This is a genomic window from Maribacter orientalis, assembly GCF_900109345.1.
Lineage (GTDB): Bacteria > Bacteroidota > Bacteroidia > Flavobacteriales > Flavobacteriaceae > Maribacter > Maribacter orientalis.
In genome coordinates this window covers 61,031-77,547 of record NZ_FNZN01000010.1, presented here as the reverse complement: position 1 = coordinate 77,547, position 16,517 = coordinate 61,031, and the positions used below count along the sequence as shown (strand labels likewise).

At 35.0% G+C, this 16,517-nt stretch carries 14 protein-coding genes and 1 tRNA gene; 10 read left to right on the top strand and 5 right to left on the bottom strand.

What is annotated here, in order from left to right; translation table 11 throughout:
* Window positions 1-383: 383 nt before the first annotated feature.
* Complete coding sequence (locus tag BMY56_RS16580) at window positions 384-1,595, bottom strand: site-specific integrase (protein WP_091626827.1); 1,212 nt, start codon at window positions 1,593-1,595, stop codon at window positions 384-386.
* Between the two features lie 289 nt (window positions 1,596-1,884).
* Between BMY56_RS16580 and BMY56_RS16575 the strand changes: the two genes are divergently transcribed.
* Window positions 1,885-1,959, top strand: a tRNA-Val gene (locus tag BMY56_RS16575).
* A gap of 22 nt (window positions 1,960-1,981) precedes the next feature.
* Here BMY56_RS16575 and BMY56_RS16570 read toward each other — a convergent pair.
* Together BMY56_RS16570 and gldJ are read right to left on the bottom strand one after the other, a co-directional pair.
* Window positions 1,982-3,259, bottom strand: a complete 1,278-nt coding sequence (locus BMY56_RS16570; protein ID WP_091626824.1) for a UDP-N-acetylmuramoyl-tripeptide--D-alanyl-D-alanine ligase — start codon at window positions 3,257-3,259, stop codon at window positions 1,982-1,984.
* 63 nt (window positions 3,260-3,322) lie between these two features.
* Window positions 3,323-4,990: a gliding motility lipoprotein GldJ gene (gene gldJ, locus BMY56_RS16565; RefSeq protein ID WP_091626822.1), complete on the bottom strand. Its 1,668-nt coding sequence runs from the start codon at window positions 4,988-4,990 to the stop codon at window positions 3,323-3,325.
* Window positions 4,991-5,431: 441 nt separating this feature from the next.
* Between gldJ and porV the strand changes: the two genes are divergently transcribed.
* The 9 genes from porV to BMY56_RS16520 all read left to right on the top strand — a co-directional run bounded on the left by porV (window position 5,432) and on the right by BMY56_RS16520 (window position 15,001).
* A complete protein-coding gene (porV, locus tag BMY56_RS16560; RefSeq protein ID WP_091626819.1) occupies window positions 5,432-6,580 on the top strand; it encodes a type IX secretion system outer membrane channel protein PorV in 1,149 nt (382 codons plus the stop codon).
* A gap of 130 nt (window positions 6,581-6,710) precedes the next feature.
* The gene (cdd, locus tag BMY56_RS16555; protein ID WP_317040638.1) at window positions 6,711-7,199 is read left to right on the top strand and encodes a cytidine deaminase; all 489 of its coding nucleotides are present in this window, start codon (window positions 6,711-6,713) and stop codon (window positions 7,197-7,199) included.
* Window positions 7,200-7,387: 188 nt separating this feature from the next.
* Entirely contained in the window at window positions 7,388-8,386 is a 999-nt protein-coding gene (gene pdhA, locus BMY56_RS16550; RefSeq protein WP_091626814.1) for a pyruvate dehydrogenase (acetyl-transferring) E1 component subunit alpha, read from the top strand.
* A 4-nt stretch (window positions 8,387-8,390) separates the two neighbouring features.
* Window positions 8,391-10,028 carry a pyruvate dehydrogenase complex dihydrolipoamide acetyltransferase gene (locus tag BMY56_RS16545; protein WP_091626811.1) on the top strand — a complete coding sequence of 546 codons (1,638 nt, stop codon included), beginning with the start codon at window positions 8,391-8,393 and terminating at the stop codon, window positions 10,026-10,028.
* Window positions 10,029-10,113: 85 nt separating this feature from the next.
* A complete protein-coding gene (locus tag BMY56_RS16540) occupies window positions 10,114-11,163 on the top strand; it encodes a M28 family metallopeptidase (protein ID WP_091626895.1) in 1,050 nt (349 codons plus the stop codon).
* Complete coding sequence (locus tag BMY56_RS16535; RefSeq protein ID WP_091626808.1) at window positions 11,163-11,840, top strand: SDR family NAD(P)-dependent oxidoreductase; 678 nt, start codon at window positions 11,163-11,165, stop codon at window positions 11,838-11,840. The genes BMY56_RS16540 and BMY56_RS16535 overlap by 1 nt, the downstream gene beginning before the upstream one ends.
* Window position 11,841: 1 nt before the next feature.
* The gene (locus BMY56_RS16530) at window positions 11,842-12,444 is read left to right on the top strand and encodes a SprT-like domain-containing protein (RefSeq protein WP_091626806.1); all 603 of its coding nucleotides are present in this window, start codon (window positions 11,842-11,844) and stop codon (window positions 12,442-12,444) included.
* Window position 12,445: 1 nt separating this feature from the next.
* Complete coding sequence (locus BMY56_RS16525) at window positions 12,446-13,525, top strand: mannose-1-phosphate guanylyltransferase (RefSeq protein ID WP_091626803.1); 1,080 nt, start codon at window positions 12,446-12,448, stop codon at window positions 13,523-13,525.
* Window positions 13,526-13,531: 6 nt separating this feature from the next.
* A complete protein-coding gene (locus BMY56_RS16520; RefSeq protein ID WP_091626800.1) occupies window positions 13,532-15,001 on the top strand; it encodes a DUF389 domain-containing protein in 1,470 nt (489 codons plus the stop codon).
* Here the strand turns inward: BMY56_RS16520 and BMY56_RS16515 are convergent.
* Both BMY56_RS16515 and BMY56_RS16510 read right to left on the bottom strand, forming a co-directional pair.
* Window positions 14,998-15,765, bottom strand: coding sequence for an ABC transporter ATP-binding protein (locus BMY56_RS16515; protein WP_091626796.1), 768 nt, complete (start codon window positions 15,763-15,765; stop codon window positions 14,998-15,000). The two genes, BMY56_RS16520 and BMY56_RS16515, sit on opposite strands and share 4 nt — an antisense overlap.
* Complete coding sequence (locus BMY56_RS16510) at window positions 15,765-16,502, bottom strand: MlaE family ABC transporter permease (protein ID WP_091626794.1); 738 nt, start codon at window positions 16,500-16,502, stop codon at window positions 15,765-15,767. Before BMY56_RS16510 ends, BMY56_RS16515 begins: the two co-directional genes overlap by 1 nt.
* Between the last annotated feature and the right edge of the window lie 15 nt (window positions 16,503-16,517).

Sequence of the window (16,517 nt, the reverse complement as noted above, 5' to 3'; positions counted from 1 at the left end):
ACAATGACGGCAAGGAATTTTTGGCTGATCTGAAGGCATAAATGATTAGTGCGGCTATATCACCTACCAAAACACGAAGGACCTCTCCTGGGTCTACAACTTATGTTCCTATATCAAGTCGGCAATGACTAAGACCCCTTTGCAAAAGTGGACTTGCAATAGAAAATGGTAAAAGGAGATACGATAAATCAGAAAGAATTAATAGGTAACTAACTATTGATCACTAAAAAATTATTTTAATTCCAATAGTTCAACAGTTACATTATCTGTTCCTCCAATAGCTTCATATGATTTAAGTACAACTAGTATTTGTTACCAATGCTTTATTCCATAAGGAACTTAACCTTCACTTTAAAAAGTGAAATATTATTTTACTCCATCCATCACCATAGTAGAACCTCTACAGCCTCATCCAAAACATCTACACCAAATTCACGGACATACGCCTTAGTAGTTAATACACTTTGGTGACCAAGGGTCTCTCCAATTATATCAATGCTAACCCCTTTCTCGCGCAAGCACATGGCAAAACTATGTCTTGCAACATAGCTAGTGACATTTTTTGTTATACCTCCTTGCTCTGCCAGTATTTTTAAGCTTTTATTGTAAAGCCCAAGTGTTTTGTGTTTGCGATTCTCAATTTGCGTAGGTGTCATATAATCATATAACAAAATAGGGAAGACGTAGTTTGTATCTGTCCTGTTCTGATTGTAATAATCCAAAATCTCCTTGACAGGAGGCATAATCTTTATAGAAAAGTTGCCTTGTGTTTTAGCCCTAGCGTAGGTGATTCGTTTCTTGTTAATATCAGACCATTTTAGTCGCATCATGTCTGCAAAGTTCATACCTCTGGTATAAAAGCTGAATAAAAAATAGTTCTTGGCATTTATTAGTTGAGTATCCTCTCCACAATCCAAAGTCTTGAATGTTTCAATTTCTGCCATTGTAAGGGCATGCTTGATTCGTTTACCTTTGAGTTTAGATATTTTATATTTATGGAAAGGGTATAGGTTTTGCTTAATTAAATCTCTACGAATCGCCAAGTTGAAAATCGTACGAAGGCTTCTCATGCGTACAGAGATACCTCCGTTTGAACCACCTCTGCTTCTTAGGAAGACTTCATACTTGTCCAAGAATGTCACATTAACTTCGCGCATATGTAATGTGGGTCTTTTGTGAAAGATTTTTAAAGAGTTTATAGTATCTCTATTTGTACGGGCATAACCCATTCTTCCAGATAATTCTAAATCTCTGACCACGGAATTCCAAAATTCAAACAAATCGATTCTACTTCTTTTTGAACCAAATCGAAAACGGTTTTCAAATTCGTTAAGGGTAAAATCGATATCATCGATTTCAAATTCTGAAATAATATTCCGCGCCTTTATTTTAATGGTGTCCAACAAACGATTGTTCTGCATCGCATTCGGATGTCTTGTTTTGAAACAGTGTTCTTTTTCATCCCAAAATATTTTTTTGACCAAAAGTCCAGTAGCGATAATTTTTTTCTGCCTATCTTTCAGTACTTGTAAAACAATGGAATGTTCACCTTCAGAATTTACTTTTGTTTTAAGTTTTAGTTTAATACTTACCATGCTTTTTTCTTAAGGGGTGAAACATAGGTGAAACAAATCTCACCTTTTTTGAAAACGCATGAAAGCAAGTAAAAATAAAAACCCAATAAATACAAGGGTTTCCAGAGATTGAAGAAAAATGAAAATAAATGAAAAGACAAATATTCGCGCTTACAAGCAGGGGGTCACTGGTTCGAATCCAGTAGGGCCCACAGGTAAAAAGGCTTCCATGTAAATGGGAGCCTTTTTTTAATTTTTAGATGTTTTGGTTATAGATAAAAAGCATCTTTTATCTTATCTTAGTTTTATTGGGATATTAGCTCAGTTGGTTTAGAGCGCTGCCTTGACAGGGCAGAGGTCACCGGTTCGAATCCAGTATATCCCACAAATGAAAGGTTTTAGTGGGCTTATAGGTAATCCAAAACTCTTTCAAGAGCCATGCCTCTTGAGCCTTTTATAAGTATAGTTGAATTGGCTTGTAAATTATTTTGCGATAAATAAGCTTTTAATTCTTCAAAGTTTTTCAACTTAATAGAGCTGGTTTGTGTGCGGTAAAAGTTTTCACCTATGAACAGAACATTTTTAAACTGTAGTGTTTCCGTCAAATCTGTAATGGCTTGATGCTCTTCTTCGGCTGAATTGCCCAATTCGAACATATCCCCTAAAATTAAAACTTTATTAGTTTTTTCTAGTGAATTGAAATTTTCTAAAGCTACTTTCATGCTTGATGGGTTGGCATTGTATGCGTCTAAAATAATATAATGATCATTTTTTTGAATAATCTGTGATCTATTATTTTCGGGAGTATACTTTTCCAGTGCCATTTTAATTTCTGGTAATTCGACGTTGAAATATTTCCCTATCATAATTGCTGCGCAGCAATTATGAAAATTATACGCACCAATGAGATTAGATTTTATGATGGAATCTTCAACTTTAATGATGACAAAGGGTTGAGCCTCTTCAAGCTCAATTTTATAATACTTTGGGTTGACAGAGCTAAAACCATATTTTTTGGTATAGGTTTTCAGTTTGTCTAATTGAATTGAATCATCTGCATTTAAAAAAATCGACTTTTTGTTTTTTATGAGATATTCATATAATTCGCTCTTGCCTTTTATAACCCCATCAACGCCTCCAAAACCCTCTAAATGTGCTTTTCCAAAGTTGGTTATATAACCAAAGTCGGGCTCTGCAATTTCGCATAAAAACTGTATTTCTTTTTGATGATTTGCACCCATTTCAACGATGGCAATTTCGGTGTTGGGTAGAATGGACAAAAGGGTTAAAGGAACTCCAATGTGGTTGTTTAGATTGCCAACAGTGGCAATTGTTTTATATTTTCTAGAGAGTACTGCATGTATTAATTCTTTTGTAGTGGTCTTGCCATTGCTTCCGGTTAGGCTTATCACTTTTGCACTGCAGAAATTTCGATGGTAATTTGCTAGTTTTTGTAGCATGACCAAAGTGTCTTCGACAAGAATAGTTTTGTCGTTAACGTAGTATTCTTCCTGGTCGATAATAACATAGCTAGCGCCATTATCAAGAGCTTGCTGCGTGTAAGTATTTCCATTAAAATTATCACCTTTTAATGCGAAGAAAATATCGTTTTTCTTAATTTTTCTAGTGTCTATATTAACAGATGGAAATTCTAAAAAAATTGAATGTAAGTCTTGAACGTTCATGAAATCGAAGATAAAAAAAAGCCCTTTAAGAAAAGGGCTTTTTTAAATTCGTATGTAGAAAAATTATTTAGCTTTTTTTCCTCTAACCGTTTTATTTTTAGTTTTAGATTTTGAGCCAACTCTAGACATTGCACATCTAAAGCCTATATAGTCTGTAGCCATGTACTGTGGTAGGTATCTTCTTTGCGCTGGATCTAACCAGTAAGCTCTATCTCTCCAAGAACCGCCTTTGTAAACTCTTACTTCGTCATTAATAAGTGTTGTTCTGTTGTTTGAAATATCGTATCCTTTAATAAGGGTTCCTAAAGAATCCCGTTCAACTGAATGCTTAGGGGAATTGTACATCTTTTTACTTGAATCTTCTTCTTCATCATCACTGAATCTGTCATAGAATCTAGAAGAACCTGCATCACCATCTCTATAGCCTCTATTATCGCTAGATGAGAAATTTGTCCTTAAATAAGTCTCTTCTTCATCTACAGGAACCATTTTAATTTCCCCTGGTAAGTTTACGGCAACAACTTTTCCATTTGGTAGGGTGTCAAAAACTATAGAATCTCTAAGAATTTTAACTTTTCCATCGTCACCAATGGCACTTTTCATGTAAATGTTACCTCTGTAATAATTGAAATCACTTATTTCGTCATCAACTATTGGTCTGTAAACATCAGCCGTCCATTCAGCAACGTTACCAGCCATATCATAAAGACCTAAATCATTTGGCTTATATGACATAACTTCAGCCGTTATATCAGCACCATCATCAGACCAACCTGCAATTCCACCGTAATCACCTTTGGCTTGTTTAAAGTTTGCTAATTGATCACCTCTACCTACACGTTGTCCGTTTCTGGTGTAATCACCTTCCCATGGATATTTTTTTCTACCGCGGTAGTTATTGTACTCTCTTTGGCCTACTTGGGCCTGAGCAGCATACTCCCATTCTGTTTCGGTAGGAAGTCTGTATTCTGGCATAATAATACCACTACTTCTTTTTGCGAAAGCAGAAGTGCTATCTTTCTTCATTTTCCCTTGAAGAGAATCAATTTGTCCGTTATAAACCGATTCTGGTCTGTTTAAGTATGCTTCAGTGCTAAAAGTTCCTTGTACTTCTCCGGTTGCCGCTTGGTATTTTGCGTCTTCAGATAAATAACCTTCTCTTTCTAACATCACTTCATTTACACGGTCGGTTCTCCATTTGGCAAATTGATTAGCTTGGATCCAATTTACACCAACTACAGGATATTCTGCATATGCTGGGTGTCTTAAATAGTTATTTGTCATGGTTTCATTGAAGCCCAACCTATTTCTCCATACTAAAGTGTCAGGTAATGCACCTACATAAATATTCGTATACTTTGGATTTTCTGGAGGATAAACACTCTTAAGATAATCTAAGTATTCTAAGTACATTACGTTGGTAACCTCAGTCTCGTCCATGTAAAAAGATTGAACATGTTGAGAGGTAGGTGTGTTGTTCCAATCATGCATAACATCATCTTGTACCTTACCTTTGGTAAACGTACCGCCTTCAACAAACACCAATCCTGGAGCAGTCTCTTGCTCTTTAAAGTCAGTATTGTATTGAAAACCACCTTCCTTGGCATTTATTTTCCAACCTGTAGCTCTAGACGTGTTTTTTGAAGATGAAGATTTAGAACAGCTATTGACTGTGAAACCTCCTACTATAACAGTGCATGAGAGTACAACTTTTATTAAATGTTTTTTCATAATTAGGACTTGAGTTCAATTTTCATATACTATAGTTGTTTGGTCGCTATAATAATATGATACTATGTTTTCTTTTAATTTGTTTGTCACTTTCGCTCATTAGAACGGTGTTTTTGCGAGATTATTTTACAATTCAAAATAATTTTAATCATCTCTAATCGAACCAGCAATAAATTTAGGTCCACTTAAATAGGTTAACGGTTAAAACAATTAAATAGTATGGTTTTGAAGATTTCTTTTAAGTTGAAAATTTTAACTTCGGCATTCATTCGAATAAATGTATGGGAAGGTAATGGCTTATGGTTAAGCTAATATTTTTTATAAAAAAACCTATTATTAATGCAAGATAACGGGAAAAAGGACGTTTACATGTAAAATATTAAAGATGATATAAGGTAAACGCTATATTTCACCTTTTAAAATTTAAAGAACTATTCTATAATGAGAAAAATTTCAATAATTTTCTTTGTACTTGTAATTGGTAAGGTTGTCGCTCAAGATAATCAACGTGTAATTACAACGGCTGTGCCGTTTTTAACGATTGCTGCCGATGCAAGGTCTGCTGGTATGGGTGATATGGGTGTTGCAACATCAACAGATGCTTTTTCTCAACAATGGAACCCTGCTAAATTTGCTTTTGCAGAACGTAAAATGGGTATAGGTATAAGTTATACTCCTTATTTAGAAAGTATAATAACAGATATATCATTGTTAAATGCCAGTTTCTATAATAAACTAGACGATCAGAGTGCATTTGCATTGAGTCTAAGGTATTTTACTTTAGGTGAAATTGAATTAAGACAATTTGCAAACGACCCAGGAACCATAGCTAAGCCTAATGAATTGGCATTAGATGGTTCTTATTCACTTAAATTAAGCCCTACTTTTTCAATGGCAGTAGGTGGTAGATATATAAGGTCAAATTTAAAATTACCTCAAAATGGATCTGAAGATTCACAAGCTGCAGGTTCTTTCGCAGTTGATGTTGCAGGGTATTATAGGTCTGATGAGATAGCCTACAATAATTTTGATGGTCGATGGAGAGCAGGTTTTAATCTTTCAAATATTGGCGGTAAAATTCAATATGATGCTGGTGGGCAAGAAAATTTCTTACCTAGTAAACTTAGTTTTGGAGGTGGCTTCGATTTTATTTTAGACCAGGATAATGTTATAGGTTTAACAACAGAATTCAATAAGCTCCTTGTTCCTACTCCACAAGATTTTGATAATGATGGTGATGTTGATTCTGCGGATAATGATATTTATCAAAATGAAAGTGGTTTCAGTGGTATATTCAATTCTTTTACTGATGCACCAGATGGTTTCAGCGAAGAGTTAAAAGAATTTACATGGGCATTAGGCGCAGAGTATACTTATCAAGATGCGTTCATGCTTAGAACTGGTTATTTTAATGAAAGCGAGGATAAAGGTTCTAGAAAATTCTTTACCCTGGGTGCTGGTTTTAAATTTAAGGCAGCTCAAATAGATTTATCTTACTTATTTTCAACCTCTCAAGTTAGAAATCCATTAGAGAATACGTTACGGTTTTCTCTAACCTTTAATTTAGGAGAAGAGTTTTACAATGATTAAAGGGTTAAAAAATATTTTTATTTAAAAAAACCTGCATCATCGCAGGTTTTTTTGTGCCTTAATGTAGCAGGCATATTTTTTTTAATTCAACTCAAAGATAAATTTGTAGATTAACATTTAAATGATGCATATGGCTATTAAAAAGAGTATAAGCTTTGATATTTCTATACATAATAACCTTGAAGAATTACCGAAAGAAGATAGAGCATTAATGAATGCGGCAGTGAGTGCACGAAAAAGGGCTTATGCCCCATATTCCGAATTTTATGTAGGTGCTTCTGTATTGTTGGATAATGGTGAGATAGTTGAGGGTAATAATCAGGAAAATGCATCATATCCATCTGGACTCTGTGCTGAAAGGGTTGCTGTTTTTTATGCCGGCTCGAAATATCCGGGAATGAAAATAAAGGCGATTGCAATTTCTGCAGCATCTTTAAATCACGAAGTTAGTGAGCCAGCTGCTCCCTGCGGTAATTGTAGACAATCGATTTCAGAATATGAATTTAGGCAAAAAGATTCCATAAAGATACTGTTAATGGGTGAGACAGGTAGTGTTATAGAATGTGATTCTTTGGCAGATTTGCTTCCGTTGGGTTTTAATAGTAGTTATTTAAATTGATTTTTATGAAATGAAAGGTTGGGAATAAACACGTTATGGGGTTTATTTGTTAAGCATATAATTTCTTGATTGATTTGCTTCTATTATTTTTATCGATTCATTTATATGTGTATTTTTGTTCTTCTGCGATACCTAGGTGAATCAAACCTTTGGGATCTATAAAGAATTAAAACCTTTAGTTAAAATTGATGAAAAAAATCACCAAGGAAACGTATTTAAAATGGTATGCCGACATGCTGTTTTGGAGAAAATTTGAGGACAAATTGGCCGCTGTTTATATTCAGCAAAAGGTAAGAGGATTTCTTCATTTGTATAATGGTCAAGAAGCAGTTCTTGCCGGAGCTCTACATGCAATGGATCTTACTAAAGATCGTATGATAACGGCTTATAGAAATCACGTTCAGCCAATAGGAATGGGTGTAGACCCTAAAAGAGTAATGGCTGAGCTTTATGGTAAGGTAACAGGTACTTCCAAAGGAATGGGAGGGTCAATGCATATTTTTTCTAAAGAGCATCGCTTTCATGGTGGCCACGGTATTGTAGGTGGTCAGATACCATTAGGTGCAGGTATGGCATTTGGTGATAAGTACCATGGTAGAGAAGCTGTTACTTTATGTTATATGGGTGATGGTGCCGTTAGACAAGGTTCTTTGCATGAAACATTTAATTTAGCCATGTTATGGCAACTACCTGTTGTATTCATTTGCGAGAATAATGGTTATGCAATGGGAACTTCTGTAGCAAGAACTTCTTTTTCAACTGAAATTTGGAAACTTGGCTTAGGTTATGAAATGCCATGTGGACCAGTTGATGGTATGAATCCTGTTACTGTTGCGCAAGAAATGAGCAAGGCAATTGATAGGGCTAGAAGTGGAGGCGGACCAACTTTTCTAGAAATGAAGACGTATAGATACAGAGGTCATTCTATGTCTGATGCACAACATTATAGAACAAAGGATGAAGTTGAAGAATATAAAAAAATAGATCCAATAACTCAGGTGTTGGATGTTATAAAAGAAAATAAATACGCAACTGATGCCGAAATCAAGGAAATTGACAAAAATGTCAAAGAAATGGTTAAAGAGTGTGAGAAGTTTGCAGAAGAATCAGATTATCCACCAGTGAACCAATTGTATGATATGGTTTACGAACAAGAGGATTTTCCATTTGTTCAACATAAATTTTAAGTAGATGGCTATAGTAGTAAATATGCCCCGTTTAAGCGATACCATGGAAGAAGGTACGGTAGCTAAATGGTTAAAAAGCGTTGGCGATAAAGTTGAAGAAGGTGATATATTAGCTGAAATCGAAACAGACAAAGCGACGATGGAATTCGAATCATTCAATGAAGGTACTTTATTATATATAGGTATTGAAGAAGGTGAGGCAGCTCCTGTTGATACCTTATTGGCTATTATTGGTGAAGAAGGTGAAGATATTTCCAGTTTAATTAGTGGAGGTAATGCAGTGGCTTCAGAAGTTAAATCATCAGAAAGCGAGGATGCGATAGAAGTAACATCTGACGACTCTGAAGGTGGTGCTGAAATTCCTGAAGGAGTAGAGGTTATTAAAATGCCACGATTAAGTGATACCATGGAAGAAGGTACTGTGGCAAGTTGGTTAAAGAAGGTCGGTGATGATGTTGAAGAAGGTGAAATTTTAGCTGAGATTGAGACAGATAAGGCTACTATGGAATTTGAGTCATTTTATTCTGGTAAGTTGTTGTATGTTGGTCTTCAAGAAGGTGAATCTTCTCCTGTAGATCAAGTTTTGGCAATTATTGGTCCAGAAGGTACAGATGTAAATGCTGTTTTAAGTAGCGTAACGGGAGGCGGTAAAAAGAAATCAACTACTACGCCTAAAGACGCTGAAAAGAAATCTGAAAGTTCAACTGAGAAGAAAGAGGTTTCTAAATCAGTATCTGATGGAGAAAGAATATTTGCATCTCCTTTAGCTAAAAAAATAGCAGAAGATAAGGGTATCGATTTAGCAAAAGTTTCCGGTTCTGGAGATAATGGTAGAATTACGAAAAAGGATATTGAAAATTATACACCTAGCGCAACTGCGGCACCGGCTGTAAGTACTGTAGTTAAGGCTGAGAGTGGCGTAGCTTCACAACCAGTATCTATGGTTTTACCTTCGGGTGAAGAAGGTACTGAAGAAGTTAAGAATTCTAACATGCGTAAGGCAATAGCAAAAGCGCTTGGAAATTCTAAATTTAATGCACCACATTTTTATCTTACCATTGAGGTAGATATGGATAATGCGAAAGAATCTCGTGCTCAAATAAATAGTTTGCCTGATACAAAAGTGTCCTTTAATGATATGGTGTTAAAAGCATGCGCAATGGCGCTTAGAAAGCATCCGCAAGTAAATACATCATGGAATGGCGATACGACTAAGTATCATCAACATATTCATATGGGTGTAGCAGTAGCTGTAGATGAAGGCTTAGTAGTGCCAGTGGTGAAACATGCAGATTTGTTGGGATTAATGCAAATTGGAAGTGCAGTAAAAGATTTAGCAGGAAAAGCTCGGAACAAGAAAATATCACCTTCAGAAATGGAAGGTAGTACCTTTACCGTATCAAATTTAGGTATGTTCGGTATACTTGAATTTACAAGTATAATAAATCAGCCAAATTCGGCTATACTTTCGGTAGGTGCAATAGTAGAAAAACCTGTTGTTAAGAATGGTGAAATCGTAGTTGGTAGTACCATGAAATTAACCTTGGCCTGTGACCATAGAACGGTCGATGGTGCTGTAGGAGCCCAATTCCTTCAGACATTACGTTATTTTGTAGAAAACCCGGTTACTATGTTAGCATAGAAATCCGATTGTATAAATAGAATTACTAAAGCATCCTTTCAACGGGATGCTTTTTTTATCTTTAGATTTTAAATTTGATACTACTATGAAATATGTAATTATGATTACGCTCTGCTTTTTGGTTTTAAGTTGTGGAGGGGCCAATATTGACCAATCAACAGTATTGAATCCTACCAATCCGATAGGAGGTAAGAGAGAAGCATTAATAAATACAAGCGAAAAAGAGAATATTGGTGAGCTAGCAGGTTTAAAATCAAAAATTAAGGGATTCAGTGCTCCAGAGGATATTGAATCTATGATGACATTTTTAACATCAGATGAATTACAGGGAAGGGATACCGGTAGTGAAGGGATAGCGAAGGCAGCCGATTTTATACAGAATATCTTTGAAGAAAACAACATTAAACCATATTTCGAGTCATATAGAGATACCCTAGATAATTATAGTGAAGGTGTTGCATATAATGTAGTAGGTTATTTGCCTGGAAAAGATCCTTTACTTAAAAATGAGGTTGTAATAATTGGTGCGCATTATGACCATATAGGCTTATTAGGTGGGAATGTGGACGACAATATAGCCAACGGGGCAAATGATAATGCATCTGGTACGACCACCGTTTTGGAGTTTGCCAAGTATTTCGGTAATCTAAAAGGTAATAAGCGAACAATCATTTTTGCATTGTTCACTGCTGAGGAAAAAGGATTGATGGGGTCTAAGCATTTGGCCGATAAATTAAAAGATAAGAATATAGATTTGTATACAATGTTGAATTTCGAAATGATTGGCGTGCCAATGGTCGATAAGAATCATAGTCTTTACTTAACCGGTTATGAATTGTCTAATTTGGCAGAGGTGAGTAATAAATACGCTAAAAAGAATCTAGTGGGCTTTCTTCCCAAGGCAAAGGAATTTAATCTATTTAGACGATCAGATAATGCTCCTTTTCACGATGCATTTAATGTTCCATCACAAACCTATAGCTCTTTTGATTTTACTAATTTTGGAGAATACCATAAAGTGGGAGATGAAGCTTCATTAATGGACTATATATTTATGGCAACAATTATTAATGAAACTATACCAATGCTTACAGGTATTATAAATTCATCTATTAAAGAAGTAAAGTATAATTAATGGAATACATTATTGTTACAGGCACCAGTAGAGGAATTGGCTTTGAATTAAGCAGATTGTTGGCAGACGCAGGCTATAAGGTTTTGGCATTATCTAGAAATGACAAACCGATTAAAGACCTTAAACACAAGAATATTCAAACATTTTCCTTCGATGTATCTTCAGTTCCTGACCGTGAAAAATTGGCAAACTATTTAAAAGATAACGGAAAAGTAAGGGCATTAATAAACAATGCAGGAAGATTATTGAACAAGCCATTTTTAGAAACTACTGAAGAAGAGTTCAAATCGGTATATGAGGTCAATGTTTTTGGTGTTGTTGCCATAACCAAATTAGTTATTCCATTTATGTCAAATAGGGGACACGTATTAACGATCAGTTCTATGGGTGGTATTCAAGGTAGTGCCAAGTTTCCTGGTTTATCGGCATATAGCTCAAGTAAAGGAGCGGTGCTTACATTAACCGAATTGCTAGCGGAAGAATTTAAAGAGACCGGACCATCTTTTAATGCCTTGGCATTGGGAGCTGTACAGACTGAAATGCTTGAAGAAGCATTTCCAGGGTATAAAGCACCAGTATCAGCAACCGAAATGGCTGAATACATTATGGATTTCGCCTTGAACGGTCAAAAATTATATAACGGTAAAATTTTACAAGTCAGTAGTAGTACTCCTTAGAATGCAACAAACTTTAGCGAAATATCTTCCTGAAACCGCAGTCATGCCTTGTTTTGAACTTATTAGAAGTAGTCATGTTCATTTGAAAATCGTTAATGAACGAGTAACACGGCATGGAGATTATAGAAGAAGACAAGATGGCAATCATCAAATTACGGTAAACGCATCACTCAATAAATATAGATTTTTAATTACCCTAATTCATGAAATTGCACATTTAGTAGCATTTGAAAAGTATGGGCGGAATATTAAACCACACGGATTAGAGTGGAAAAGAACATTCCAATATTTAATGCTACCTTTTATTCGGCCAGAGGTTTTTCCTTCTCAACTACTTCCATTATTGGCAAGACATTTCAAAAATCCAAAGGCAAGTAGCAGTACCGATGCGCACTTATCTATTGCTTTAAAACAATACGACGAACAACAATCAGAAAAATCTTACGTTTACGAATTACCGATAGGTAGTGTTTTTCGTATTTATAATGGTAAACTTTTTAAAAAAGGTAACAAGCGAACGAAGCGCTATGAGTGTGCAGAAATATCAACTGGCAAGATGTTTTTGTTTCAACCAAACGCCGAAGTAGAATTAATAAAAAGCTGACATGAATAAAAATTATTATGCCGTTTTAATGGCTGGTGGAGTAGGATCCAGATTTTGGCCAATAAGTACAAGTGAAAATCCAAAGCAGTTTCATGATATGTTGGGTACGGGTAGCACACTCATACAGAAAACATTTCAAAGATTGAACAAGTTTGTACCTGCCGAGAATATTTTAATTCTTACAAATGAACGCTATAATGATTTGGTCTTAGAGCAATTGCCTATGGTAAAACAAGAGCAAGTAGTTCTTGAGCCTGCAATGAGAAACACGGCACCTTGTATATTATATGCTGCAATGAAAATTCAGAAAATGAATGAAGATGCAGTTATGATAGTAGCGCCTAGTGATCACTGGATCGAAGATGAAGAAGCTTTCGCCAAAGATGTTATTGCTTGTTTTAAAAAATGTGAAACTGAAGATGTATTATGCACCTTAGGCATTAAGCCTTCTTTTCCAAATACAGGTTTTGGGTACATAGAATATAATAAAGCAGATACTGCACAAATTAAAAAAGTAAATCAGTTTAGAGAAAAGCCTGATTATGAAACTGCAAAGGATTTTCTTGCACAAGGTAATTTTCTATGGAATGCAGGTATTTTTATGTGGAGTGCAAAAACAATTGTAAATGCTTTTCAGGAATATCAGCCAAAGCAGTACAAATTATTTAGAGATGGACTAGTTTGCTTCAATACTGAAGACGAAAGAAAATTTATTTCAGAGAACTATCCTAAAGCTGAAAATATTTCTATTGATTATGCTATTTTAGAAAATTCAAGCTCAATCTTCGTGTTAGAAGCTAGTTTTGATTGGAACGATTTGGGTACCTGGGGCTCTTTGTATGACAAGCTTGACAAAGAAGAAAATAATAATGCCATAGTAAATGCTAGAGTATTAACTCAAGATGCAAGTGGTAATATGATTAGATCAAAGGCGGGTAAAGTAGTTGTAGTAGATGGTTTAAATGACTATATTATAGTAGATAAAGATGAGGTGCTATTAATTTATCCTAAAGCAAAAGAACAAGATATTAAACAAGTTCTTAATAAGGTGAAAGATACCTTTGGTGATGAATTTGCATAAATAAGTATGGAGAATAATTTGAATCAAGATAATATCACCCCAACTAATAATGAGGGGAATGGTAGTGAGGAAGTAAAAAAAGACTTTCAAGGCCTTTTAGGTAGCGTGAAAAAGTTTCTTTCTGAGTTGTTGGATATTCGTACGAATACAGATCAACAGGCAACAAAAGAAGCGATTATAGCCGATATACCGTTTAAGGGACATACATCTTGGATTTTAATTTGTTCTATTTTTATTGCCTCTATCGGTTTGAATGCGAATTCAACTGCGGTAGTAATAGGTGCGATGTTAATTTCCCCTTTAATGGGTCCTATTTTAGGTATAGGTATGTCTGTGGCAATTAATGACATAGATACCTTAAAAAGGTCTTTGAAGAATTTTACGGTCATGGTAATTCTTAGTGTAATTACGGCCTATCTATTTTTTAATTTTTTCCCTTTACGTGATGAATCTTCTGAGCTTTTGGCCAGAACTGAGCCAGATATTAGGGATGTATTAATTGCATTTTTTGGTGGATTGGCATTGGTTATTGCTCGCGCTAAAAAAGGGACTATCGCAAGTGTTATTTTTGGTGTTGCGATTGCTACTGCTTTAATGCCACCATTGTGTACTGTAGGTTTTGGTTTGGCAATAGGAAATTGGTCATATGCTACCGGTGCGTTATATCTTTTTACGATTAATACAATATTTATTGCATTAGCAACATTTCTTGTTATTAAGTTGTTGCGTTTTCCAATGGTGCGTTACGTCAATTCTCAAAGAAGAAGATTAATTGGTAGGTTAGCTTCTTTACTTGCTATTTTAGTTATGATACCTGCGGGATTTACTTTCTATAACGTATTTCAAAAATCACTATTTACTAGAGACGCAAATAATTTTATAGTTGAAAAAATAGCACCTTACCAATTTTCGGGTGAAGGTAAATTTTTAAAAGATTTTAGTGATATTGAGTTTAATGATGGGCAAAATCCAAAAGTTGAATTATTTTTTATGGGTAATGAGGCGATACCCGATAATGTTATTGCGACATGGAGAAATCAAATGTTAGATTATAAGCAGTTGAAAAATTGCGAATTAAGTATTGTTCAGGGTTCAAGAAGCGATGAGGCGAATGAGTTAAAGTATGTGAATGAACTTTATGAATCACAAAAAACTATTTTAACGAGTAAGGATGAAAAGATTCAACTTTTAGAGAGTGAACTAACTCGGTTAAATCAGATTTCTTCAAATCAAATTCCATTTAAGGAAATTAGCCTTGAAGCTAAAACGAATTACGAAAATTTAGAACGACTAGGATATGCATATTTAATATCTACCGATTTTACTAAAACTGATAGTATTCCATTATTTGAAGTGACCTGGAAAAAGGATGCTAATAGAGCTCAGACTGTAAAAGATATGAATAAACTACAGGACTGGTTGCGATTGAGGCTGAATAATAAAAGTATTCAAATAAAGGAAATGCCCAAAGATTAATTTTGTTCTTGTATATACATCTGGCGTACTTTCTTAAATAGGTCAGATGAGTATACGAAATTGGTCACTGCTTCATTATCGGTTTTAAAAATTTCATTTTTTGTTCCTTCCCATTCTAGGAGTCCATCTTTTAGGAAAATAATTTTTTCTCCAATTTGCATTACAGAGTTCATATCATGAGTATTGATGACCGTTGTAATGTTATATTCTTCGGTAATTTCTTTGATGAGGTCATCTATTAAAATTGCAGTTTTTGGGTCAAGACCAGAATTTGGTTCATCGCAAAACAGATATTTAGGATTCATTACTATGGCACGGGCAATAGCAACTCTTTTCTGCATACCGCCGGAAATTTCAGAAGGAAATTTGTGATGTGCATCAATAAGGTTTACTCTTTTAAGCACCGCATCGACGCGATCTTTCATTTCTGATTTAGATTGCTTGGTAAACATTTCTAATGGAAACATTACATTGCCCTCTACAGTCATACTATCAAACAAGGCACTGCCTTGGAAAACCATCCCCATTTCTTGCCTCAAATCTCTTTTTTCATCATCAGAAAGTTCAGCATATTTTTTTCCATCGTAAACGATGTTGCCTTGTTCAGGTACAAACAAACCTAATAAGCATTTAAGAAATACGGTTTTACCCGAGCCACTTTGACCAATGATTAAATTGGTTTTTCCTTTTTCAAAGGTGGTTGATATGCCTTTAAGGATATGAGCGTCACCAAATGATTTGTGTATGTCTTGAACGTCTATCATTATCCTAATAAAAGTTGGGTTAAAATATAATTCAATATGATGATTACAACACTAGTCCAAACGAACGACGTTGTACTGGCCTTGCCAACTTCTAAGGCCCCACCCTTCATGTAAAATCCATGAAAAGAAGGTATCGTTGCAATAACAAAAGCAAATATTAATGTCTTTACAAAAGCATATGCGATATGAAAAGGTACAAAATCTGTTTGTAGTCCGGTAATAAAATCGGTACTCGTCAAGAATCCACCGAATACACCGGCCATCCATCCACCAAAAATTCCAACATACATAGAAATTGCTATAGCAAAGGGATAAAAAAGCATGGCGATTATCTTAGGGAATACTAAATAATTTAATGAATTGACCCCCATTACCTCCAACGCATCTATTTGCTCGGTTACCCGCATTGTGCCAATACTCGACGTTATATAAGAACCTACTTTACCTGCCATAATAATAGATACGAAGGTAGGTGCAAACTCTAGTATAACAGATTGCCTAGTGGCAAAACCAATAAGATTACGCGGAATTAAAGGGTTCGTTAAGTTAAGTGCAGTTTGTATAGCAACAACGGCACCAATAAAGAAAGAAATGAAAATAATAATACCCAGAGAGCTGAAAATCAATTCGTCTATTTCTTTATAAATAAGGGATTTCATTATTCTCCATTTGGTTGGTTTTTTAAAAACCTCACGGATCATAATTGCATAGCTTCCTACAGATGCTAAATAGTTCATTGATTAAAAATAGAA